Genomic DNA, 21,451 nt, shown 5'->3' with positions numbered 1-21,451 from the left:
GATGGGGCGAATGATAGCGGGGCTGGCAGAAACGACAAACCCCGGAATTATCCGAGGTTTGTGTCAGCGCAATCGTACGATCAGCCGCGAGTGATCTCGCCGGCCGGCAGCGCTTCCTTGGTGCGCCAGTGCGGCAGGGAGTTCCAGTAGCGCTCGCCCTTGGCGTCGTCGTACATGCCTTCCCAACGGGAGATGACCAGCACGGCCAGGGCGTTGCCGATCACGTTCAGGGCGGTGCGGGCCATGTCCATGATGCGGTCGACACCGGCGATGAACGCCAGGCCTTCCAATGGGATGCCCACGCTGCCCAGGGTGGCCAGCAGCACCACGAAGGACACGCCCGGCACACCGGCGATGCCTTTGGAGGTGACCATCAGGGTCAATACCAGCATCAGTTGCTGGCCAATCGACAAGTCGATGCCATACAGCTGGGCGATAAAGATCGCCGCGATGCTCTGGTACAGGGTCGAACCGTCTAGATTGAACGAGTAGCCGGTCGGTACCACGAAGCTGCAGATGGCCTTCGGCGCACCGTAGGCTTCCATTTTCTCGATCACACGCGGCAGCACGGTTTCGGAACTGGCGGTGGAGTAGGCCAGCACCAACTCGTCCTTGAAGATGCGCATCACTTTCAGGATTGAGAAGCCAAACAGGCGGGCGATCAGGCCCAGCACCGCAAAGGCGAAGAACAGGATGGCGACGTAAACCAGGATCACCAACTTGGCCAATGGCAGCAACGAAGCGAAGCCGAAGTTCGCCACCGTCACCGCGATCAGCGCGAACACGCCGATGGGGGCGTACTTCATGATCATGTGGGTGACTTTGAACATGCTCTCGGACACGCCCTGGAACATGGTCACCAGCGGCTCGCGCAGATCCGGCTTGAGGCTCGACAGGCCCAGGCCGAACAGCACGGAGAAGAAGATGATCGGCAGCATCTCGCCACGGGCTACAGCGGCGAAGATGTTAGACGGGATCAGGTTGAGGATGGTCTGGATGAACGCATGCTCATGCTGCACCTCGGCGGCGGTCGCCTGGTACTTGGAAATATCGACGGTACCCAGGGTACTCATGTCGATACCTGCGCCCGGGTGGAACAGATTGGCCAGCAGCAGGCCGACCACGATGGCGATGGTGGTGACCACTTCGAAGTAAAGGATGGTTTTGACGCCGATGCGCCCGAGCTTTTTCGCGTCACCGACACCGGCAATGCCGACGATCAACGAGGAAATCACAATCGGGATCACGATCATCTTGATCAGGCGGATAAAGATATCGCCCGCTGGCTGCAACACATTGCTGATCCACCAGGCCTTCTCAGCACTGAAATGGTTGAGCACTGCGCCGATTGCGATCCCCAATACCAAACCGATGAGGATCTGCCAGGCGAGGCTTAGCTTTGCCTTCTTCATGTCATTACCCTTACTTCAAGTGAACTTAAGGCAAATGCGCCAGCTGCAACGCTCGAGAGCGAAAAAGTGTGTGCATCTGCCTCCATGGAAGGTCACCGCAGCATGGCCGAAATGGCTTACTGGCAGGCGAAAAAAGGCGCAACTATTCCCATGCAAGGGGACGACGTCTAATGCCGTAAACGCCTACCCCATGCCAAATCGGCATGACTTTTTTTCATAATAACTGTCCGAACGGTCAGTTCAAATGTGACATTTTGTCCGGTGAATATGCCGTGAACCGGCCAATTCAGGCTCGCGCAGAGATTTTGCAGGTCTTGGAGAGGTTGGCAGAAATGCCCGGGAACTCTGCCGTCGAGCGTCGGAAACGTCCTATGGCGCGGGCAAAACTTTCTCGATAGATGGTCGCCCCGACACACCCAGAAATGGTTGGTCGAAAGCAAAATCAGGATTTGCGGCTATGGGCAGCATAGGAGGCGGGAATAAGAGTCACAAGCCCGCCGCAAGTTCAGCAAGCCGTGGGCTTGTGAACCTGCGTCGCAGCTTTTCGCCTGACCCGGCCCTTGCGCAGGCACTCCCTGTGCCCGTAGGTCACGCCGATCCCGATTGATCAGAGCAACCCGGCCCCCTGGTCATGCATCACCCTTGGCGGGCAATGCAGACAGAAAGAAGCGCGGGGCTTCTTTCCATGGACGCTGATTGCGCAGACGACAGACGCGTCAGACGCAACCTAGTACCAATTCGGATCTTTCTTCAGCTGCTCCATGAGGAGCTTTTGCATGCCTTCGTCCGGCTTACCGATAAACCGGTAATCGGCGTGCCGCGTCGGGGACTTGTCCGCCGGCAAACCGGCCGGGACTTCCACCAACATGGCGTAGGCATCTTCCTTGTCGAGGCTGAAGGCGACGATCAGGCGCTTTTGGAGGCATGTATCCGCAGTTTCGCAGAGCGGCCCCACCAGGTACTTGTCGCCATCTTCTTCCACGGCATTCATTTGCTCGGCCGTGCCCGAAAGGTTCATCACCCATTCCGGCAGGCGCTCTTCTTTCTTCACCACGCCTTGCCAGGTCTCGCGGTATTGCGGGTCCGCACTGAGCAATTCGTTGGCTCGGGATTGGCCGTCATTGGCGGCCATCGCCAGGCCGCTGCCGCCCAAGAGCAGGGCGGCAGCAATGGCTTTGAGGGACAAAGTGGTCATATTCAGCCTCGGCCGCGACGACCAAAGAAGAACGAAGCAATGAACATCACCAGGAAGACGACAAAGAGAATCTTGGCGATACCCGTGGCGGTGCCCGCGATACCACCGAAGCCCAGGACTGCAGCCACAATGGCGATGATCAGAAATGTGATTGCCCAACTCAACATGGTGATTCTCCTTACGCTTCTTTTAAGAGGTAACAGCGGTAGTGCCGGACGGGCGCTCGACATCAAGCGACCGACGTTCTTGCTTAAAACACCCAGCGCTCTTGAGTCGGCAGCTCGCCCAGGGTGGAATCCTGGTCGGCCACACGCAATTGCGGGGCGGTTACATCGGCGCTACGGGTGCCAATGGAACTGAAATGGGTCTGGGTCGTTACCGGACGGTCGAACGATGGGGCGTGCTGCTGACTCTGCTGCCATTGCTGCAACTGCTGGCCTGCAATCAGCGTGACCATCAGGGCCAGGCTGGCAAACAGCCCTTGTTGCAAGCGCAGTGGCGATACACGCAGTTGGCTGAGGCTTTGGCGAGTCATGCTGCATTTCTCCCACATTCTGATTATTCGTTGGGATAGCTATTGCAGAGCGCATGCCAGCTTTTTTATAAAATAAAAACCAATAAAATCAATAAGTTAAATATATGCACTAGGTCAATCGCCCAGCATCCTGCACGATGCCCTCTACTACGCCGTGCGAAATGCACGATGGTCAGTGGTCGGATGAAGGGATAGAAAGCACGGAGGGTGGTGCCGAAGGGGCAGACAGCATGAAAACGCTGTAAGGCGGGACTTCGCAGGAAGCCGCGCAGATAGCTGCACGACATCGCCTTTTATCGATCAGAATAAACCATGCAACTTGCCCGATTATTCCGGGACTAAACACCATCATTTATATAGTTAAGGAGCGCGGGACAGATGGAATCAGCCAAGGAACTTCAAGGCCGCATTCTTTTAGTGGATGACGAGTCCGCGATCCTCCGCACCTTCCGTTATTGCCTGGAAGATGAAGGCTACACCGTCGCCACCGCCAACAGCGCCGCCCAGGCCGATGCCCTGATGCAACGCCAGGTGTTCGACCTGTGCTTCCTGGACCTGCGCCTGGGTGAAGACGATGGCCTGGTGGTATTGGCCCAGATGCGTATCCAGGCACCGTGGATGCGCGTGGTGATCGTAACCGCCCATTCCGCCGTGGATACCGCCGTGGACGCAATCCAGGCCGGTGCCGCCGACTACCTGGTCAAGCCTTGCAGCCCCGACCAACTTCGCCTGGCCACCGCCAAACAGCTGGAAGTACGCCAACTTTCCGCGCGCCTGGAAGTATTGGAAGGCGCCGTACGCCAGCAGAAAGACGGCCTCGACTCCCACAGTCCGTCAATGATGGTTGTGCTTGAAACCGCACGCCAGGTGGCGGGTACCGATGCCAACATCCTGATCCTCGGCGAGTCCGGCACGGGTAAAGGCGAACTGGCCCGGGCCATTCACGGCTGGAGCAAGCGCGCGAAGAAATCCTGCGTGACCATCAACTGTCCGTCGCTGACGGCAGAACTGATGGAAAGCGAGCTGTTCGGCCATAGCCGTGGCGCCTTTACCGGTGCCAGTGAGAGCACGTTGGGCCGAGTCAACCAGGCGGACGGCGGTACGCTGTTTCTCGACGAGATCGGCGACTTTCCCCTCACTCTGCAACCCAAGTTGCTGCGATTTATCCAGGACAAGGAGTATGAGCGCGTGGGCGACCCGGTCACCCGTCGCGCCGATGTGCGTATCCTGGCCGCCACCAACCTGAACCTGGAAGACATGGTGCGCGACGGTCGCTTCCGGGAAGACTTGCTGTATCGCCTCAACGTCATCACCTTGCACCTGCCACCGCTGCGCGAGCGCAGTGAAGACATCCTCACCCTGGCAGACCGCTTCCTGGCGCGCTTCGTCAAGGAATACGCCCGCCCGGCGCGGGGCTTCAGTGATCAGGCGCGCGAAGCACTGCTCAACTATCGCTGGCCAGGCAATATCCGCGAACTGCGCAACGTGGTGGAACGCGCCAGCATCATCTGCCCACAGGAAAAGGTCGAAATCATCCACCTCGGCATGGCCGAACAACCGACCAATAACGCCCCGCGCATTGGCGCGGCGTTGAGCCTGGACGAGCTGGAGAAAGCCCATATCGGCGCCGTACTGGCCACCAGCGATACCCTGGACCAGGCCGCCCGCACCCTCGGCATCGACGCGTCGACCCTGTACCGCAAACGCAAACAGTACAACCTGTGAGCTGCACCCTATGAAGCTAGCGATGAAACTGCGCACTCGATTGTTCCTGAGTATCTCAGCGCTGATCACCGTCGCCCTGCTGGGTCTGATCCTGGGTCTGGTCAGCGTCATGCAAATGGCCAAGACCCAGGAGTCCCTGATTCGCAGCAACTTCGTCACGCTGGACCTGGGGCTCAAGCTGCGCCAAAGCCTGGGCGACCAATTGATCATGATGCTGGAACATCGCCCCGATCCGCAGGCATTGCAAAGCTCCAAGCAGCATTACTTCGACCTGCTGGACCAAGGCATCGCCCATGAGCAACGCGACGGCCATAGCCACGGCTTCAGCCAGGCGCGAGCCCAATACCAGGACCTGCTGGACGCCTTCGAGCAATCCCAGCAGGCGTCGCCACCACCGGGCAGCAAGGAAAAACTCACCGAAACCTTCAATGTGCTGCGCAACGGGCTGATTGCCGAACATAAACAGGCCCTGGAAAACATCAGCGCCAGCGAGCATAAATCCCGCGCGCGCGCCTTGCTGATCGCCGGTTTGCTGGGGTTGGTGGGCCTTGCAGTGCTGATCATCGGATTTGTCACGGCCCATGGCATCGCCCGGCGATTTGGCGGCCCGATCGAAGCGCTGGCAAAAGCAGCGGACAAGATCGGCCAGGGCGATTTTGAAGTGACGCTGCCGCTCTCTTCGGCAGCGGAAATGAACCTGTTGACGCGTCGCTTCGGCCTTATGGCCGAGGCGGTGCGCCAGCATCAGGCGACTAACGTTGACGAGTTGCTGGCCGGCCAGCAGCGCCTGCAAGCCGTGCTCGACAGCATCGACGACGGCCTGCTGATGATTGACCGCCAAGGCCGCCTGGAGCATCTCAATCCGGTTGCACAACGCCAATTGGGCTGGGACGAGGAACGCCTCGGCCAAGGCCTTGGCGAAGCCCTGGTGCGCCCGGAGCTGGATGAACAACTGCAACTGGTGTTGCGCGGCGGCACTCTGGAGCGCGCGCCGGAGGACCTGGAAGTCGAAGTCGAGGGCGAACTGCGCCTGCTGACCTACAGCCTCACCCCTGTCAGCCATACCCAGGGACATATCCTTGGCGCGGTGATGGTGCTGCATGACGTCACCGAACAGCGCGCCTTCGAACGGGTGCGCAGCGAATTCGTCTTGCGCGCCTCCCATGAACTGCGCACGCCGGTGACCGGCATGCACATGGCGTTCGGCCTGTTCCGTGAACGCGCGAAGTTCCCGCCGGAATCCCGTGAAGCGGACCTGCTGGATACGGTCAACGAAGAAATGCAGCGCCTGATGCAGTTGATCAACGACCTGCTCAATTTCTCGCGCTACCAGAATGGCCTGCAGAAACTCACCTTGGGCCCCTGCGACGTGACCGATCTGCTCGAACACGCCCGCGCGCGCTTTGTGGAGCCCGCCAATGCGCAACACATCGAACTGTTGGTAGAAGTGCAATCCGACCTGCCACGGCTGTATGCCGACCAGGCGCAATTGGAACGGGTGCTCGACAACCTGTTGGGCAATGCCCTGCGTCATACCGCCGACGGTGGGCAAATTCGCCTGCAGGCGCGACGTCATGGCGAGCGGGTGATTATCAGCGTCGAAGACAACGGCGAAGGTATCGCTTATGGCCAGCAAGGGCGCATCTTCGAACCCTTTGTCCAGGTTGGGCGCAAGAAGGGCGGCGCCGGCCTGGGGCTGGCGCTGTGCAAGGAGATCGTGCAATTGCACGGCGGCCGCATGGGGGTGTATTCGCGGCCGGGGCAGGGCACCCAGTTCTATATGGCGCTGCCCTTGTAGGCGCCAGCTTAGCGCCGGTTCAGGGCACGCAGGATGGCAGCACTTTCGGCATCCGGCACGCCATCGAACCGGGATGGCCGGAAGCGCATCTGGAACGCCGCGATCACATGGCGCGTGGCGACATCCAACTCACCCGTCTGGGGTGTCGGGTAACCGAGGAGCGCCAATTCTTCCTGGAACCAGGTAATGCTCGGCAATTCAGCGGCATACTGCACCTGGAAACGGGCGACGGCCTGGGCATCCGGCCACACACTCAGGCCTTCATCGGCCAGGCGCTTCCAGGGGAACAGCGGCCCCGGATCGAGCTTTCGCAGCGGCGCGATATCGCTATGGCCGATGATGTTCCTGGGGTCGATGCCATTGCGCTTGCTGATGTCCTTGAGCAGCACCACCAGCGATTTCACCTGGGCCTCCGAGTACGGGTACCACAAGCGGCCTGTGGGGGTGTCCTTGTAGCCAGGGTTTACGATCTCGATGCCGATGGAGCTGGAGTTGAGCCAGGTACGCCCCATCCACTCGCTTTCTCCCGCATGCCAGGCACGTTGGCTCTCATCCACCAGCTTGTAGATGGTGGCACCGGCGTCGTCACCGATCAGGTAATGAGCGCTGACCTGGCCGTGGGTCAGCAGGGCGAGGGAACGCTCAAGGTTAGTGGAGGTGTAGTGCACGACCACGAACTGCACGCGATTGTCGTGGTTCGCCGAAGGGTGGCGGGTGTCCAGGCGCGGACCACTGGCGCAGCCGGCGAGCAGAAGAAATACACAGGCGAAGTACAAGGATTTCATGGCGGAAGACAGTACGCTGAAGACGATAATGCAACAGTGTAACGTACCGTTTGTGGCCAGCGGTCAAATTACACGATGGAACGCCTTTTACGCGGCCTGCACCTGATTACGCCCAGCCGCCTTGGCCCGATACAACGCCTCGTCGGCTCGCTTGAGCGCCAGCTCACTGCGCTCACCCGGCTGCAGTTGCGCCACGCCCATGGACACGGTAATCGTCACCGGCTCGCCCTTGAAGTGGAATGGGCAGGCGGCAATCGCGGCACGCAGTACTTCCCCCACTGCCAGGGCGTCCGAGAGGGACGAGTCAGGCATCAGCAACACAAACTCCTCACCGCCAAACCGCGCTATAAAGTCATTGGGGCGCAGGCGCTTGCGCAGGACGTTGGCGATGATTTTCAGCACCTTGTCACCCGCCAGATGGCCATAGCCATCGTTGATGCGCTTGAAGTGATCCAGGTCCAACATCGCCAGCGACAGGCTATTGCCACGCTGGTGCCAGGCATTGACCTCATGGTCCAGACGCTCGCTCCAGGCCGCACGGTTAGGCAAACCGGTGAGCGGATCGACCAGGGCCTTCTGGCGTTGCACCTCCAGGTGCTCACGGTAACCCTGGGCTTCCTGCTCCATATTGGCGACCCGCTCGGCCAGGCCTTTCAGGCGCGCCGCCACTTCCTGCTCGCGCTGGTCACGTTGTTGCTGGTGCTCGTCCATGGTCCCGAGCAAACCCTCCAGATGGCTTTCGAGCACCTGTTTGAGACTGTCCAGGTCCGCGGCTTCCTGGACACTGCTTTGCAGGCCGTCGACCTGTTCGCGAATCTGCGTGTCCAGCTCCCTGGCAGCGGAGCGGCTGTCGGCATGGCCGTCGCTGGCCACCTGCAGATGGCCCTGGAAGGCTTCAAGGCGTTCGTTGAGCTGTTTGAGGTAAGCCTCAAACTCGTGCTGGCCGCTGTCGGTGATCGCCAGCATCAGCACCGCCAGGTCATCGAGGATCGGCAGCAATTCGTACCAATTCAAGCCGTGGGCCAAGCGTTCACGCATGGCTTCGGCCTGGGGCCGATGGCGCTCGGGCAGGGCCAGCTCCTCCAGCAGGCCGATCAGGGTATCTTCGATGTGCTTGGCCACGGAGCTGTACGATGGCTCCGGTGAATCCGGCAGGGAGTAGAGGCCATCCGATTGAAGTTCGTCGGGGTCCGGTTCTTCGACGTCAAGAACCGGAGGGAACGAGAGGCTGCCGATCACCGTCTCCTGCGGCGCCTCGACGGCAACCTGCGGCGTTTCGATAAAGGCGGCGAGCGCGCTTTCGGTGGCGGGCTCTTGCAACTGCGGCTCAGGCTCCCAGGGCTCGACAGGTGCTGGAGATACGTCGACAGCCGCAGCTACTGCGGCCCTTTGGGCAGGCGCCTCGTACACAAACTTTTCACTGGCGACATCGGCGGCCTTGGCGGGCGCTGCGGCTTCGGGCTGCGCGGCAAGCGGCGCCTGAGGCGGCGGCGCAAAGGCCCGCAACGCTTGCGTCAACTCGTCGGACTGCTCGGGCTCCTGGGGCTCGGCGGCGGGCTTGGGGGCAACAGGGGCCGGCGGCGGACTGGGGATGGGCTCGCTGGCCGGCGCCTCGCTCGAAGCGTCCTTGGCCCCAAACAGGCGTTGCAACAAACCCGGCCCGGGACGCACGGTTTCACCGTCCGGCTCCAGGTTATCCAGCGCCTGCCCTTGCAGGCTGCTCAACTCGCTGAGCAATAAGGGAATCTCGCGCGCCTGACTGACGCGGCCATCCAACTGCTTGGCAAAGGTTTTCAGCGGACGGGCGACCTCACGGGGCAGCGGCAGCTTTTGCAACTGCGTGACCAGGGAGGTCAGTGCGGTGCTCATCTGGTCGATCCGGGTTTCGCGGCGCTGCTCCGAATCCAGTACCGCCTTCTCCAGGCGCGGCAGCAAGGCGGCGAGGGCGGCGTCCATGTCGTCGGTACGCACGACGTCGCGCATTTCCTTCATGCATTGGTCAACCGCGCGGTCGGTGCCTTCTGCCGCCAGTGTGCTGCGCACCAGCCCACGACGCAGCAGGTCGAGGCGGGCAGCCCAACGGCGTTCGAGCTTTTCTTGTTGCTCGATGCTTAACAGGTATTTTTCTTTCCAGCGCTGGGCGTCGTCGCTCATGCAAGGGGTCCGCGAGGGCCGGGGCTCAACGCGGGCAATGCATCAGCCGTGAGCGAACCCGGCAGACGAATCTCTACCGCGACTGGCAGGTGATCGGAGATGGGCTGCGCCAATACCTGCACACTCTCGAGTGTGAGGCTCGGGCTGAGCAGGATATGGTCAAGACAGCGTTGCGGGCGCCAGCTGGGGAACGTGGCTTCGACTTGCGGCGCCAGTAACCCGAGGTCACGCAACGGGGAATTCAGCAGGAGGTCGTTCGCATGGGTGTTCATGTCACCCATCAACACCTGATGCTTGTAGTTGCCAATCAGGTCGCGCACGTAGGCTAACTGCAGGTTGCGCGTACGCCCCCCGAGCGCCAGGTGCATCATCACCACCACCAAGGCCTCAGGCCCTTCGCCAAAACGCACGAGAATCGCCCCGCGCCCCTTGGGGCCCGGCAATGGGTGATCTTCGATGGAGGTGGGCTTCAAACGACTGAGCACACCATTACTGTGCTGCGCCAGGCGTCCGAGGTTGCGATTGAGCTGCTGGTACCAGTACGGGAAGGCCCCGAGGTGCGCCAGGTGTTCGACCTGATTGATATAGCCGGAACGCATGCTGCCGCCGTCGGCTTCCTGCAGGGCGACCAGGTCGAAATCATTCAACAGGTCGCCGATCTTCTGCAGGTTACCGGCCCGGCCGTTGTGGGGCAGCAAATGCTGCCAGCCCCGGGTGAGGTAGTGCCGGTACTTCTCGGTGCTGTTGCCCACCTGGATATTGAAGCTGAGCAGGCGCAGGCGGTTGTCTGCCGGCAAACCTGTGGACTCCAGGTGATGTTCGTTGACCTGCGGTTCACGCAGGCCAACCACACGTTCAGTACCCCAGCGGCGCATGAGGAGCCCCTTACTTGGCTGCGCGTTCTTTGGCGATCAACTGGTCGGCAACGTTGAGGGTCGCTTCAGGACCACCGGTAGTGCCCAGGTCGAAACGGTACTTGCCGTTGACAATCATGGTTGGTACGCCTTGCACGCCGTACTTCTGCGCCAGCTCCTTGGCCTGCTTGATCTGGCCCTGGATCGCGAAGGAGTTGAAGGTGGCCAGGAACTTGTCCTTGTCGACGCCTTGGGTAGCAATGAAGTCAGCCATTTCGTCCGGCTTGGTCAGGCGCTTGCCTTGTTTCTGGATGGCGTCGAATACCGCGTTGTGGACCTTGTGCTCCACCCCCATGGCTTCCAGGGTCAGGAACAGTTGGCCGTGTGCATCCCATGGGCCGCCGAACATGGCGGGGATGCGCTTGAAGTTCACGTCCTTGGGCAGCTTCTCGACCCAAGGATTGATGACCGGCTCAAAAGCGTAGCAATGCGGGCAGCCGTACCAGAACAGCTCCACCACCTCGATCTTGCCCGGTACCGAAACCGGCACTGGGTTGGCCAATTCAACGTAGGTTTTACCGGCTTCAAGCGGCACATCGGCAGCTTGCGCGGTCATGCCGAAAAGGCTGGCAGTGACGAGAGCGGCGCTGAGGATCAGATTACGCATGCTTTACTCCTGGACAAATAAAGTCGCCTCACGCGACCTTTGTTGTGACAGGTCTACGCGGGCATGAGTTCGTTAGTGTAACGGCAGCGGCCACAAAAAAGGGCGGCCTAAGCCACCCTTTTTATGCTTGCATCGATGGATTAATCGAGCGTTAACGTTGCCGGGACACTTAGTGCAGGCCCTGGATGTAGCTGGAGACGGCGGCAATGTCCTCGTCACTCAGCTTGCGGGCGATGGTGCGCATGATTGCCGCGTCGCCATCATTGGCTCGCCCTGCCTCTTCCTTACGGAAATCGGTCAGTTGCTTGGCAATGTAAGTGGCGTGCTGGCCGCTCAGGTGCGGGAAGCCGGCGGCGGCTATGCCCGCGCCATTGGGCGAGTGGCAACCGGTGCAGGCAGGCAGGCCTTTATCCAGGTCACCGCCGCGGAACAGTTTCTCACCACGGGCCACCAGTTTCGGATCAGCAGCTCCCACACTGCCTTTCTGGCTGGCAAAATACGCCGCGATATCCGCCAGGTCCTGATCACTGAGGTTGGTCAGCAGGCCGGTCATTTCCAGGACCGTGCGCTTGCCATCCTTGATGTCGTGCATCTGCTTGGTCAGGTAACGCTCACCCTGGCCGGCCAATTTGGGGAAGTTCGGCGCCGGGCTGTTACCATCCGGCCCATGACAGGCACCACATACGGCGGCTTTCGCTTGACCGGCAGTGGCATCACCTTTAAGGGGGCCCTCTGCGGCGACGGCAACACCGGTGATGCCCAAGGTCAACAGCAGACTCACGATCAGTTTGTTCATCAGCTAATCCAACTACGGCTAAGGGTTTAAGAGTTATCTACCGGGTTTACTCACCATCAACTCAATGATGGCCTGGTAATCCTCGGTACTGCAGTCCATGCACAAACCACGCGGCGGCATTGCCTTGAAACCCTGGGTCACGTGTTGCACCAGCGTGTCCATGCCCTGCGCCAGTCTTGGCGCCCAGGCTGCCTGGTCACCCCGTTTCGGGGCGTTCGGCAGTTGGCCGGCATGGCAAGCCACGCAAACTCGGTTGTACACCGCTTCCGGATCCTGTGTAGCCTGAGCGCCATACAGCGGAACCAGGGCACCGAAAGCGAGCAACCATCGGGTCATACATCGACCTTTTCAGGGTTTGAGAGCGTTTTGCGTTCTAATGCGCAATAAAGGTCTATCGCTCCCGTGAACTTCATCCTTCGCTGGGACAAAGCACACACAAAATCTGCGGCATTATATACTGGCGCTACTGAAACGGAAACGACACCGCTTGCCGCACCCTTTTTCGGCACCGCCCACATCGGAAATCTCATGCAACTCAAGAACCCCATCCTCGGCCTGTGCCAACAGTCCACCTTCATGCTCAGCGCCGCCAAAGTTGACCAATGCCCCGATGACGAAGGCTTTGAAGTCGCCTTTGCCGGTCGCTCCAACGCCGGTAAATCCAGCGCACTGAACACCCTGACCCACGCCAGCCTCGCGCGCACCTCGAAAACCCCGGGCCGCACGCAGTTACTCAACTTCTTCAAGCTAGACGATGATCGGCGTCTGGTCGACCTGCCGGGCTACGGTTATGCAAAAGTACCTATCCCGCTGAAGCTGCACTGGCAGCGCCACCTGGAGGCTTACCTGGGTGGCCGCGAGAGTTTGAAGGGGTTGATCCTGATGATGGACATCCGTCATCCAATGACCGACTTCGACCTGCTGATGCTGGATTGGGCGGTCGCCAGCGGCATGCCGATGCATATCCTGCTGACCAAGGCCGACAAGCTCACCTACGGCGCCGCCAAGAACACCCTGCTTAAAGTGCAGTCCGAAATCCGCAAGGGTTGGGGTGACACAATCACCATCCAGCTGTTCTCGGCCCCCAAGCGCATGGGCCTGGAAGATGCCTATACCGTGCTGGCCGGCTGGATGGAGTTGGCTGACAAAGGCGCGGAACTCGCCGAGTAACTTTTCTGCGGGCAAAAAAAACCCCGGACTTCGTATGGGGAGGGGAAGTTCGGGGTTCAAGTACCGGACCGCTAGGGCGGGGTCCGGATATCTGCCAACACTTAACACAACATAGGAGCATTGAAGGGCTTCACCACCCATTCAGTAACTCTGAGTAGCAGTTCACAGGTTAAGTTCCGGCAGGTTCAAAAAACTATTGGAAATAACTGCAGCGGATTTCCGATCTAAAGCATTCCGCCACCACGCTCGGTGGTGGCGATGCCGCGAAATCAGTGCGCTTCGTCCCAGTTGTCGCCTACGCCAACGTCCACCACCAACGGCACATCCAACTGCGCCGCCGCACTCATGTGCTCGCGAATCTTCTCGCTGACCTCGGCCACCAGATCCTCACGCACCTCCAGCACCAATTCATCGTGTACCTGCAGGATCACCTTGGCATCCAGGCCCGACGCGGTCAGCCAGCTATCCACCAGCACCATGGCTTTCTTGATGATATCCGCCGCCGTGCCCTGCATCGGCGCGTTGATCGCCGTGCGTTCTGCGGCCGCGCGCTCCTGGGGCTTGTTGGAGTTGATATCCGGCAAATACAGCCGACGTCCGAAGAAGGTTTCCACGTAGCCTTGATCGGCAGCCTGGGCGCGGGTGCGCTCCATGTACTCGCGAACGCCTGGGTAGCGGGCGAAGTACACATCGATGTAAGCCTTGGCGGTCTTGGTATCGACACCGATGTCCTTGCCGAGCTTCTGTGCCCCCATGCCGTAGATCAGGCCAAAGTTGATCGCCTTGGCACTGCGACGCTGATTAGAGGTGACCTCAGCCAATTCAACCTTGAACACCTCGGCCGCCGTGGCGGTATGCACGTCCAGGTCGTTACGGAACGCATTCATCAGCCCCTCGTCCTTGGACAGGTGCGCCATGATCCGCAGCTCGATCTGCGAATAGTCCGCCGCCAGCAGTTTGTAGCCCTTGGGCGCGACAAATGCCTGGCGGATGCGTCGCCCTTCGGCGGTGCGCACCGGGATGTTCTGCAGGTTCGGGTCGCTGGAAGACAGCCGCCCGGTCGCCGCCACCGCCTGATGGTAAGAGGTGTGAACACGCCCGGTCCGCGGGTTGATCTGCTCCGGCAAACGGTCGGTGTAAGTGCTTTTCAGCTTGCTCATGCTGCGGTACTGCATCAGTACCTTGGGCAGCGGATAGTCATCTTCGGCCAGCTTGGCCAGCACTTCCTCTGCCGTGGATGCCTGGCCCTTGCCCGTCTTTTTCAGCACCGGCAGGCCGAGTTTCTCGTAGAGAATCGCGCCGAGCTGCTTGGGCGAACCCAGGTTGAATGCTTCGCCGGCGATCTCGAACGCCTGGCGCTCCAGTTCGACCATCTTGTTGCCCAGCTCGATGCTCTGGACACCGAGCAGCTGCGCATCCACCAGCGCGCCCTGGCGTTCGATACGCGCCAGCACCGGTACCAGGGGGATTTCGATGTCCGTCAACACACTTGCCAGGCTCGGTATGGCGGTGAGCTGTGCGTACAGTGCCTGATGCAGGCGCAGCGTCACGTCGGCATCCTCGGCGGCATAGGGGCCAGCCTGTTCGAGCGGGATCTGGTCGAAGGTGAGCTGCTTGGCGCCTTTGCCGGCGATGTCCTGGAAACTGACGGTGTCGTAGTCCAGGTACTTCTTGGCCAGGCTGTCCATGTCATGGCGGGTCGCAGTGGAATTCAACACGTAGGATTCAAGCATGGTGTCGAACGCGATACCGCGCACGCTGATGCCATTCGCCGGGTCGCCGCCAATGGCACAGTTGGCCAGGATATTCATGTCGAACTTGGCGTGCTGGCCGACCTTGAGCTTGCTCGGGTCTTCCAATAATGGCTTCAAGGCCAGCAGCACGGTGTCGCGATCCAGCTGCTGCGGCGCACCGATGTAGGAATGGGTCAGCGGGATGTAGGCGGCTTCATGGGGCTGCACGGCGAAGGAAACCCCCACCAGTTGCGCCTGTTGAGCGTCGATCCCGGTGGTTTCGGTGTCGAAAGCGAACAACGTCGCGTCGTTGAGTTTCTTCAGCCAGACATCGAATGTGGCTTGGTCGAGGATCGTGGTGTAGGTCGTTTCTGCGGGTGCCGCAGGAGTAGCTTCAATAACCTCTTCGGCAACAGGCGCGGCCTTGAGCTCCACTCGCTTGGCATCGCGCTGAATCTCATCGAACCAGCTCTTGAACTCCAGCAGGGTGTAAAGCTCCAGCAACTTTTCGCGATCCGGTTCAATCAGGTGCAAATCGTCCAGACCCACGTCCAGCGGCACATCGATCTTGATCGTCGCCAACTGATAGGAGAGGAATGCCATCTCCTTATGCTCTTCCAGCTTCGCCGGCAGCGTCTTGGCACCCCGGATCGGCAGGCTCGGCACAATATCCAACTGCTCATAAAGTTCTTTGAGGCCGCCGTTCACCCCCACCAGCAAGCCGGAAGCGGTCTTCGGACCAATGCCCGGAACGCCCGGGATGTTGTCGGACGAATCGCCCATCAACGCCAGATAGTCGATGATCTGCTCCGGAGCGACGCCAAATTTCTCCTTTACGCCCTCGATGTCCATCGAGCTACCGGTCATGGTGTTGACCAGGGTAATGTGCCCGTCGACCAACTGCGCCATGTCCTTATCGCCGGTGGAGATCACCACCGGACGGTCAGCGGCGGCACTGCTGCGGGCCAGGGTGCCGATCACGTCATCGGCCTCGACGCCTTCGACGCACAGCAAAGGGAAGCCCAGGGCGATCACGCTCTGGTGCAGGGGCTCGATTTGCACGCGCATGTCATCGGGCATGCTTGGGCGGTTGGCCTTGTATTCGGCGTACATGTCATCGCGAAACGTCCCACCCTTGGCGTCGAACACTACCGCGAACGGGCTGTCCGGGTACTGCTTGCGCAGGCTTTTGAGCATGTTCAACACGCCCTTGACCGCACCGGTCGGCAGGCCTTTGGAGGTGGTCAGCGGTGGCAGCGCGTGGAACGCGCGGTACAGGTAAGACGAACCGTCCACCAGGACGAGGGGGGCTTGGCTCATGAGCAGGATCAACCTTTTCGGCGGGTCAGGCGCTAGAATAGCCGGACCAATGAAAACAAAGGGACAAGGTTATCATGCGTACATTCAATCGCCTGCTGTTGACCGGCCTGATTGCACTCGCTCCGATGGCTGCCATGGCGGCAGACGGCGCGCCTTCGGGTGATCCGGAAGTGACCATTCGCACGGAAGGCGACCGGACCATCCAGGAGTACCGTCAAAACGGTTTCCTGTATGCAATCAAGGTGACCGTAAAAGGCGCACCGCCGTATTTCCTGGTACGCGCAGACGGAACCGACGCGAACTTCATCCGCTCTGACCAGCCGGATATGCTGATCCCGTCATGGAAGATCTTCGAATGGAAATGATTTCTTAACTTCAATTGGCGCCGCGCACCGCGGCGCCCGTACTGGCAGTTTTAACCATGTCTGTGTTCACCCCCCTGGCTCGGCCCGAGCTGGAAACCTTTCTCGCCCCCTACGGGCTCGGCCGCCTGCTTGACTTCCAGGGGATTGCCGCTGGTAGCGAAAACACCAATTTCTTTATCAGCCTGGAACAGGGCGAGTACGTCCTGACCCTGGTTGAGCGCGGCCCCGTGCAGGAAATGCCGTTCTTCATCGAACTGCTCGACGTGCTCCACGACGCCGACCTGCCGGTGCCCTACGCTCTGCGCACCACCGATGGCGTGGCCCTGCGCGAATTGGCCGGCAAACCGGCACTGCTGCAACCGCGCCTGGCCGGCAAGCACATCAAGGAGGCCAACCCACAGCATTGCGCCCAGGTCGGCGACCTGCTCGGCCATCTGCACTTGGCGACGCAGGGCGAGAAGGTGCTGGAGCGCAAGACCGATCGCGGGCTGGATTGGATGCTCAGCGAAGGTGCGCAGCTGATTTCGCACCTGGACGATGCGCAGCAAAGCCTGCTGCAAGCAGCATTGACTGAAATCGAGGCCCATAAGGCCGAGATCCTCGCCCTGCCACGCGCCAACGTGCACGCCGACCTGTTCCGTGACAACGCGATGTTCGAGGGCACGCACCTGACGGGTCTGATCGACTTCTACAATGCCTGCTCGGGCCCGATGCTGTACGACGTGGCGATCGCCCTGAATGACTGGTGTTCGGACGCCGATGGCGTGATTGATGGCCCGCGCGCCCGTGCGCTGCTGGGTGCCTACGCGGGCCTGCGGCCGTTCACGGCCAAGGAGGCCGAGCTATGGCCGACCATGCTGCGGGTGGCGTGCGTGCGGTTCTGGCTGTCGCGCCTGATCGCCGCTGAATCGTTTGCCGGGCAGGATGTGTTGATCCACGATCCCGCCGAGTTCGAGCATCGGTTGACGCAGCGTCAGCAGGTCAGCGTCCACCTGCCATTCGCGCTCTAAGGACCAACCCGGTCAAAATGTGGGAGCAAGCCCCCTCCCACATTTGATCTGCGCTGCGGCTTATAACGACTCCAGGCAACCTGCCAAGTCATTCCCCAATTTCTCCAGCACCTGCTCATAACCCTGGGCCGTGGCCGGGGTGTAGCCGCCCAGCGCATCCAATTCCGCCAGCTTCACCGGCAAACCTGCCACCAGGGTTTCGGCCAAACGCGGACGCAACGGCGGCTCACTGAACACACAGGTCTTGCCCACTTCCTGCAAACGCGTACGCATCGCCGCCACATGCTGGGCGCCAGGCTGCACTTCGGCAGCAACGCTGAACACGCCGGTGTGCTTGAGTCCGTAGGCGTCTTCGAAGTAATCAAAGGCTTCGTGGAACACGAAGTAAGGTTTGTCACCGATGCTCGCCAGGCGTTTTTTCAGGCGCGCATCCAGTGCATCAAGGCGCTCGTCGAAAGCCTTGGCATTACTCTGATAACGCGCGGCGTTCACGGGGTCGGCTGCACTGAGGTCAGCGGCCATACGCGCTGCGATCACCCGAGCGTTCACCGTGGACAGCCACAGGTGCGCATCCAGGCTCCCCGGGCGGTGATCATGGTCATGTTCGTCGGCATCGTCGGCGTGGGAATGGCTATCTTCGGCGAACCTACGCAATTTCAGCCCGGGCAGGTCTTGAACCGCTACGGTCGGCGCGGTACGCCCCTTGAGCACGCGAGGCAGGAAGCCCTCCATGTCCGGCCCGATCCAATACAGCAGATCGACCGACTGCACACGCCGTACGTCGGATGGACGCAAGGCGAAGTTATGGGGCGATGCACCCGGCGGTAGCAACACCTCCGGAACCGCCACACCGTCCTGCACGGCAGCGGCAATCAACTGCAATGGCTTGATGCTCGTGAGCACCTTGACCTCGGCCTGAGCGGCGCCAGCGAGGAACAAACTGGTGACAAATACGACAAAAACGGGAAAAAGTCGGGACACGATGACCACTCAATGACGTAGGAACGGGTAACATAATAACGTCTCTATCAAATATCTGTCGCCGCTCATGCCTAAAACACCGCTTGCCAGCCGTCCACACGACCACTCTCACTGCGTGCATACCGCGCTGTCGGAGGCCGACACCCTGTGCGCACAGAAAGGCTTGCGCCTGACCGCCCTGCGTCGCCGGGTGCTGGAACTCGTCTGGCAGAGCCATAAGCCCCTGGGTGCCTACGACATCCTGGGCGTGCTCAGCGAGCAGGACGGCCGCCGCGCCGCGCCGCCGACCGTGTACCGCGCGCTGGATTTCCTGCTGGAAAACGGCCTGGTGCACCGCATTGCCTCGCTCAACGCTTTTGTCGGCTGCAACCACCCGGAACACGCGCATCAGGGCCAGTTCCTGATCTGCCGCGAGTGCCACGCCGCCATCGAGCTTGAACAAAAGAGCATCAGCGACGCCATCATCAAGAGCTCCGCCGACGTAGGCTTCCGGGTCGAAGGGCAGACGGTCGAAGTGGTCGGCCTGTGCTCGGGCTGCCAGGGGGCTTGATGAGCAATGTGTTAATTCGCCTGGAGCAGGTCGGCGTCACGTTTGCCGGGCAAAACGTGCTGGACAACATCGCGTTGAGCGTCGAGCCGGGGCAGATCGTCACCCTGATCGGCCCCAATGGCGCCGGCAAGACCACCCTGGTGCGCGCCGTACTCGGCCTGCTCAAGCCCGACACCGGCAGCGTGTGGCGCAAGCCCAGGCTGCGCGTGGGCTACATGCCGCAAAAGCTGCACGTTGATCCGACCCTGCCCTTTTCTGTACTGCGGTTTTTGCGCCTGGTGCCCGGCGTGGACCGCACCCGCGCGCAGGCGGCCCTGAAGGAGGTCGGCGCCGAGCAGGTCATCGACAGCCCGGTGCAAAGCATCTCCGGCGGCGAAATGCAGCGTGTGCTGCTGGCCCGTGCCCTGTTGCGCGAGCCCGAGTTGCTGGTGCTGGATGAACCCGTGCAGGGCGTCGACGTCGCCGGCCAGGCCGACCTGTACAGCCTGATTACCCGCCTGCGCGACCGCCATGGCTGCGGCGTGCTGATGGTCTCCCATGACTTGCACTTGGTGATGAGCACCACCGACCAGGTGGTATGCCTCAACCGCCACGTGTGCTGCTCCGGCCACCCGGAACAAGTCAGCAGCGACCCGGCGTTCGTCGAGCTGTTCGGCAAGAACGCCCAGAGCCTGGCGATCTATCACCACCATCACGACCATGCCCATGACCTGCATGGCGCTGTCGTAGACGATCCCGCGACGCCCCACACCCACGTTCATGGAGATAGCTGCAAGCATGGCTGATTTTCTGCTTTACGCCCTGCTGGCAGGCTTGGCTCTGGCGCTGGTGGCGGGCCCACTGGGCTCGTTCGTGGTCTGGCGGCGCATGGCGTACTTTGGCGACACCTTGTCCCACGCCGCGCTGCTGGGCGTGGCCATGGGCTTCCTGCTAGATGTGAGCCCGACCATCGCCGTGACCGTGGGCTGCCTGCTGCTGGCGGTGCTGCTGGTGACCCTGCAACAGCGCCAGCCACTGGCCTCGGACACCCTGCTGGGCATCCTGGCGCCAAGCACGCTGTCCCTGGGCCTGGTGGTGCTGAGCTTTATGCATGAAGTGCGCATCGACCTGATGGCCTATCTGTTCGGCGACCTGCTGGCGATCAGCCCCACCGATCTTGCCTGGATTCTCGGCGGCAGCGCCGCCGTATTGGTGCTATTGGTCGCCCTGTGGCGCCCACTGCTGGCCATCACGGTGCATGAAGAACTGGCCAGGGTCGAAGGTTTGCCCGTACCAGCGTTGCGCATGGCCCTGATGCTGCTGATTGCCGTGGTGATCGCTGTCGCGATGAAGATTGTCGGCGTATTGTTGATCACGTCGCTGTTGATCATTCCCGCCGCCGCCGCCCAGCGCCACGCCCGCTCACCGGAGCAGATGGCGATCGGTGCCAGCCTGTTGGGGATGCTGGCAGTGTGCGGGGGCCTGGCGTTGTCATGGTTCAAGGACACGCCTGCCGGACCGTCGATTGTAGTCACGGCGGCCGCCCTGTTTCTGCTGAGTTTTGTCCTGCCCCGTCGAGGGGTGTAGACTTGCTCGCTTTTTGCGCAAATAGAGAGTCGCAGGAATGAAGCTGTTCACCTCCCGTTATCTGCTCCTTGCCGCGTTTTCCCTGCTGCTGGGCGCCTGTCAAAGCACACCGCCCGCCGCCCCAGAGGCCCCGGATCCGCGTGCTGCGGCCATCGCGCAGCTGGAGCAAAACCTGGCCAGCAGTGAGCTGGCCACCGCCGAAGACCAACTGGCCGCACTGCAGGCCCAGTCGCCCAATGACCCGACGCTGGAACCCTACCAACGGCAATTGGCCGAGGCTTACCTGCAGCGCAGCCAGATCGTGCTGCAAAAAGGCGATGTAAACGCCGCCGCCACCGCCCTGAGCCGTGCCCGCGCGCTGATGCCCAAGGCGCCGGCGCTGACCGGTGGCGTCAACAGCGCCATCACCCACGCCCGTAAAGTCGAGCTGGATAAAGCCGAAGAGGCCCTCAAGGCCGCCGAAGCCAAGCCCGCTGCCAAGGTCATCGACCCGGCCGCGCCAAGCACCACCGTGGCGCTGAACCTCACTGATATTGAAGCGCTGCGCCATCAGCTGGATGCGATTGCCACCGATGTGCTGAATTACCAGTGTGATGTGACGATCCAGGCGCCACGCACCCAGGATTACCCGTGGCTGGCCACGTTGCTGACCAAACGGGTGAAGCGTATTGATTCAGGGTATGACCTGAAGATTCACCGGCAGATTCTGAAACATATTCCGGCGCAGGTTGTGCTGACTCCGCGCAAGGCGGAATAACGCATCGGGGGCAAGCCCCTCTCACATTTGAATTGTGAGAGGGGCTTGCCCCCGATAGCGATCCAACAAGCAACCAAT

The 21,451-nt window shown here is 61.0% G+C and carries 21 protein-coding genes; 9 read left to right on the top strand and 12 right to left on the bottom strand.

Annotated features, from left to right (window positions below):
- Positions 1-80: 80 nt before the first annotated feature.
- From gltP to J1N02_RS13995, 4 genes are all read right to left on the bottom strand, one after another.
- Positions 81-1,412 (bottom strand): glutamate/aspartate:proton symporter GltP, encoded by a 1,332-nt coding sequence (gene gltP / locus J1N02_RS14010; protein WP_027608019.1) that lies wholly within the window; start codon positions 1,410-1,412, stop codon positions 81-83.
- A 727-nt stretch (positions 1,413-2,139) separates the two neighbouring features.
- Positions 2,140-2,607 carry an inhibitor of vertebrate lysozyme family protein gene (locus J1N02_RS14005; RefSeq protein ID WP_027608020.1) on the bottom strand — a complete coding sequence of 156 codons (468 nt, stop codon included), beginning with the start codon at positions 2,605-2,607 and terminating at the stop codon, positions 2,140-2,142.
- 2 nt (positions 2,608-2,609) lie between these two features.
- Positions 2,610-2,774 carry a DUF1328 domain-containing protein gene (locus J1N02_RS14000; protein ID WP_003170804.1) on the bottom strand — a complete coding sequence of 55 codons (165 nt, stop codon included), beginning with the start codon at positions 2,772-2,774 and terminating at the stop codon, positions 2,610-2,612.
- 83 nt (positions 2,775-2,857) lie between these two features.
- Positions 2,858-3,142 (bottom strand): hypothetical protein, encoded by a 285-nt coding sequence (locus J1N02_RS13995; RefSeq protein WP_027608021.1) that lies wholly within the window; start codon positions 3,140-3,142, stop codon positions 2,858-2,860.
- Positions 3,143-3,520: 378 nt separating this feature from the next.
- Here J1N02_RS13995 and algB point away from each other — a divergent pair, with 378 nt between their 5' ends.
- Complete coding sequence (algB, locus tag J1N02_RS13990) at positions 3,521-4,867, top strand: sigma-54-dependent response regulator transcription factor AlgB (RefSeq protein ID WP_027608022.1); 1,347 nt, start codon at positions 3,521-3,523, stop codon at positions 4,865-4,867.
- A 10-nt stretch (positions 4,868-4,877) separates the two neighbouring features.
- Entirely contained in the window at positions 4,878-6,665 is a 1,788-nt protein-coding gene (locus J1N02_RS13985) for a KinB sensor domain-containing domain (protein WP_421147420.1), read from the top strand.
- Positions 6,666-6,673: 8 nt separating this feature from the next.
- On the opposite strand, the gene J1N02_RS13980 is transcribed toward J1N02_RS13985, so the two are convergent.
- From J1N02_RS13980 to J1N02_RS13955, 6 genes are all read right to left on the bottom strand, one after another.
- Positions 6,674-7,450, bottom strand: a complete 777-nt coding sequence (locus tag J1N02_RS13980) for an N-acetylmuramoyl-L-alanine amidase (RefSeq protein WP_027608024.1) — start codon at positions 7,448-7,450, stop codon at positions 6,674-6,676.
- Between the two features lie 87 nt (positions 7,451-7,537).
- Positions 7,538-9,604, bottom strand: a complete 2,067-nt coding sequence (locus J1N02_RS13975; protein WP_146476870.1) for a GGDEF domain-containing protein — start codon at positions 9,602-9,604, stop codon at positions 7,538-7,540.
- Positions 9,601-10,479: an endonuclease/exonuclease/phosphatase family protein gene (locus J1N02_RS13970; protein WP_065937860.1), complete on the bottom strand. Its 879-nt coding sequence runs from the start codon at positions 10,477-10,479 to the stop codon at positions 9,601-9,603. The genes J1N02_RS13975 and J1N02_RS13970 overlap by 4 nt, the downstream gene beginning before the upstream one ends.
- Positions 10,480-10,489: 10 nt before the next feature.
- The gene (gene dsbA / locus J1N02_RS13965) at positions 10,490-11,125 is read right to left on the bottom strand and encodes a thiol:disulfide interchange protein DsbA (RefSeq protein WP_027608027.1); all 636 of its coding nucleotides are present in this window, start codon (positions 11,123-11,125) and stop codon (positions 10,490-10,492) included.
- 169 nt (positions 11,126-11,294) lie between these two features.
- Entirely contained in the window at positions 11,295-11,921 is a 627-nt protein-coding gene (locus J1N02_RS13960; protein WP_027608028.1) for a c-type cytochrome, read from the bottom strand.
- 33 nt (positions 11,922-11,954) lie between these two features.
- Positions 11,955-12,257: a c-type cytochrome gene (locus J1N02_RS13955; RefSeq protein ID WP_027608029.1), complete on the bottom strand. Its 303-nt coding sequence runs from the start codon at positions 12,255-12,257 to the stop codon at positions 11,955-11,957.
- A gap of 192 nt (positions 12,258-12,449) precedes the next feature.
- Between J1N02_RS13955 and yihA the strand changes: the two genes are divergently transcribed.
- Positions 12,450-13,091: a ribosome biogenesis GTP-binding protein YihA/YsxC gene (gene yihA, locus J1N02_RS13950; protein ID WP_027608030.1), complete on the top strand. Its 642-nt coding sequence runs from the start codon at positions 12,450-12,452 to the stop codon at positions 13,089-13,091.
- Between the two features lie 269 nt (positions 13,092-13,360).
- Here yihA and polA read toward each other — a convergent pair whose 3' ends face one another.
- The gene (polA, locus tag J1N02_RS13945) at positions 13,361-16,144 is read right to left on the bottom strand and encodes a DNA polymerase I (RefSeq protein WP_027608031.1); all 2,784 of its coding nucleotides are present in this window, start codon (positions 16,142-16,144) and stop codon (positions 13,361-13,363) included.
- A gap of 74 nt (positions 16,145-16,218) precedes the next feature.
- Here polA and J1N02_RS13940 point away from each other — a divergent pair, with 74 nt between their 5' ends.
- Both J1N02_RS13940 and J1N02_RS13935 read left to right on the top strand, forming a co-directional pair.
- Positions 16,219-16,509 carry a DUF2782 domain-containing protein gene (locus J1N02_RS13940; RefSeq protein ID WP_027608032.1) on the top strand — a complete coding sequence of 97 codons (291 nt, stop codon included), beginning with the start codon at positions 16,219-16,221 and terminating at the stop codon, positions 16,507-16,509.
- A 56-nt stretch (positions 16,510-16,565) separates the two neighbouring features.
- Positions 16,566-17,519, top strand: coding sequence for a homoserine kinase (locus J1N02_RS13935; RefSeq protein WP_027608033.1), 954 nt, complete (start codon positions 16,566-16,568; stop codon positions 17,517-17,519).
- A gap of 60 nt (positions 17,520-17,579) precedes the next feature.
- On the opposite strand, the gene J1N02_RS13930 is transcribed toward J1N02_RS13935, so the two are convergent.
- Complete coding sequence (locus J1N02_RS13930) at positions 17,580-18,509, bottom strand: zinc ABC transporter substrate-binding protein (protein ID WP_043293815.1); 930 nt, start codon at positions 18,507-18,509, stop codon at positions 17,580-17,582.
- A 58-nt stretch (positions 18,510-18,567) separates the two neighbouring features.
- Here J1N02_RS13930 and zur point away from each other — a divergent pair, with 58 nt between their 5' ends.
- Genes zur through J1N02_RS13910 form a run of 4 tightly spaced genes read left to right on the top strand, consistent with a single transcriptional unit; the run spans position 18,568 to position 21,373 of the window.
- Complete coding sequence (zur, locus tag J1N02_RS13925) at positions 18,568-19,050, top strand: zinc uptake transcriptional repressor Zur (RefSeq protein ID WP_026136513.1); 483 nt, start codon at positions 18,568-18,570, stop codon at positions 19,048-19,050.
- Complete coding sequence (gene znuC, locus J1N02_RS13920) at positions 19,050-19,835, top strand: zinc ABC transporter ATP-binding protein ZnuC (RefSeq protein WP_421147419.1); 786 nt, start codon at positions 19,050-19,052, stop codon at positions 19,833-19,835. Before zur ends, znuC begins: the two co-directional genes overlap by 1 nt.
- Positions 19,828-20,616, top strand: coding sequence for a zinc ABC transporter permease subunit ZnuB (gene znuB, locus J1N02_RS13915; protein WP_027608036.1), 789 nt, complete (start codon positions 19,828-19,830; stop codon positions 20,614-20,616). Before znuC ends, znuB begins: the two co-directional genes overlap by 8 nt.
- A gap of 37 nt (positions 20,617-20,653) precedes the next feature.
- Positions 20,654-21,373 (top strand): PA5502 family lipoprotein, encoded by a 720-nt coding sequence (locus J1N02_RS13910; RefSeq protein WP_421147418.1) that lies wholly within the window; start codon positions 20,654-20,656, stop codon positions 21,371-21,373.
- The last annotated feature ends 78 nt before the right edge of the window (positions 21,374-21,451 follow it).

The sequence above is a fragment of the Pseudomonas sp. NFX5 genome (assembly GCF_049132125.1).
Lineage (GTDB): Bacteria > Pseudomonadota > Gammaproteobacteria > Pseudomonadales > Pseudomonadaceae > Aquipseudomonas > Aquipseudomonas marginalis.
This window is presented reverse-complemented; position numbering and strand designations above follow the sequence as displayed.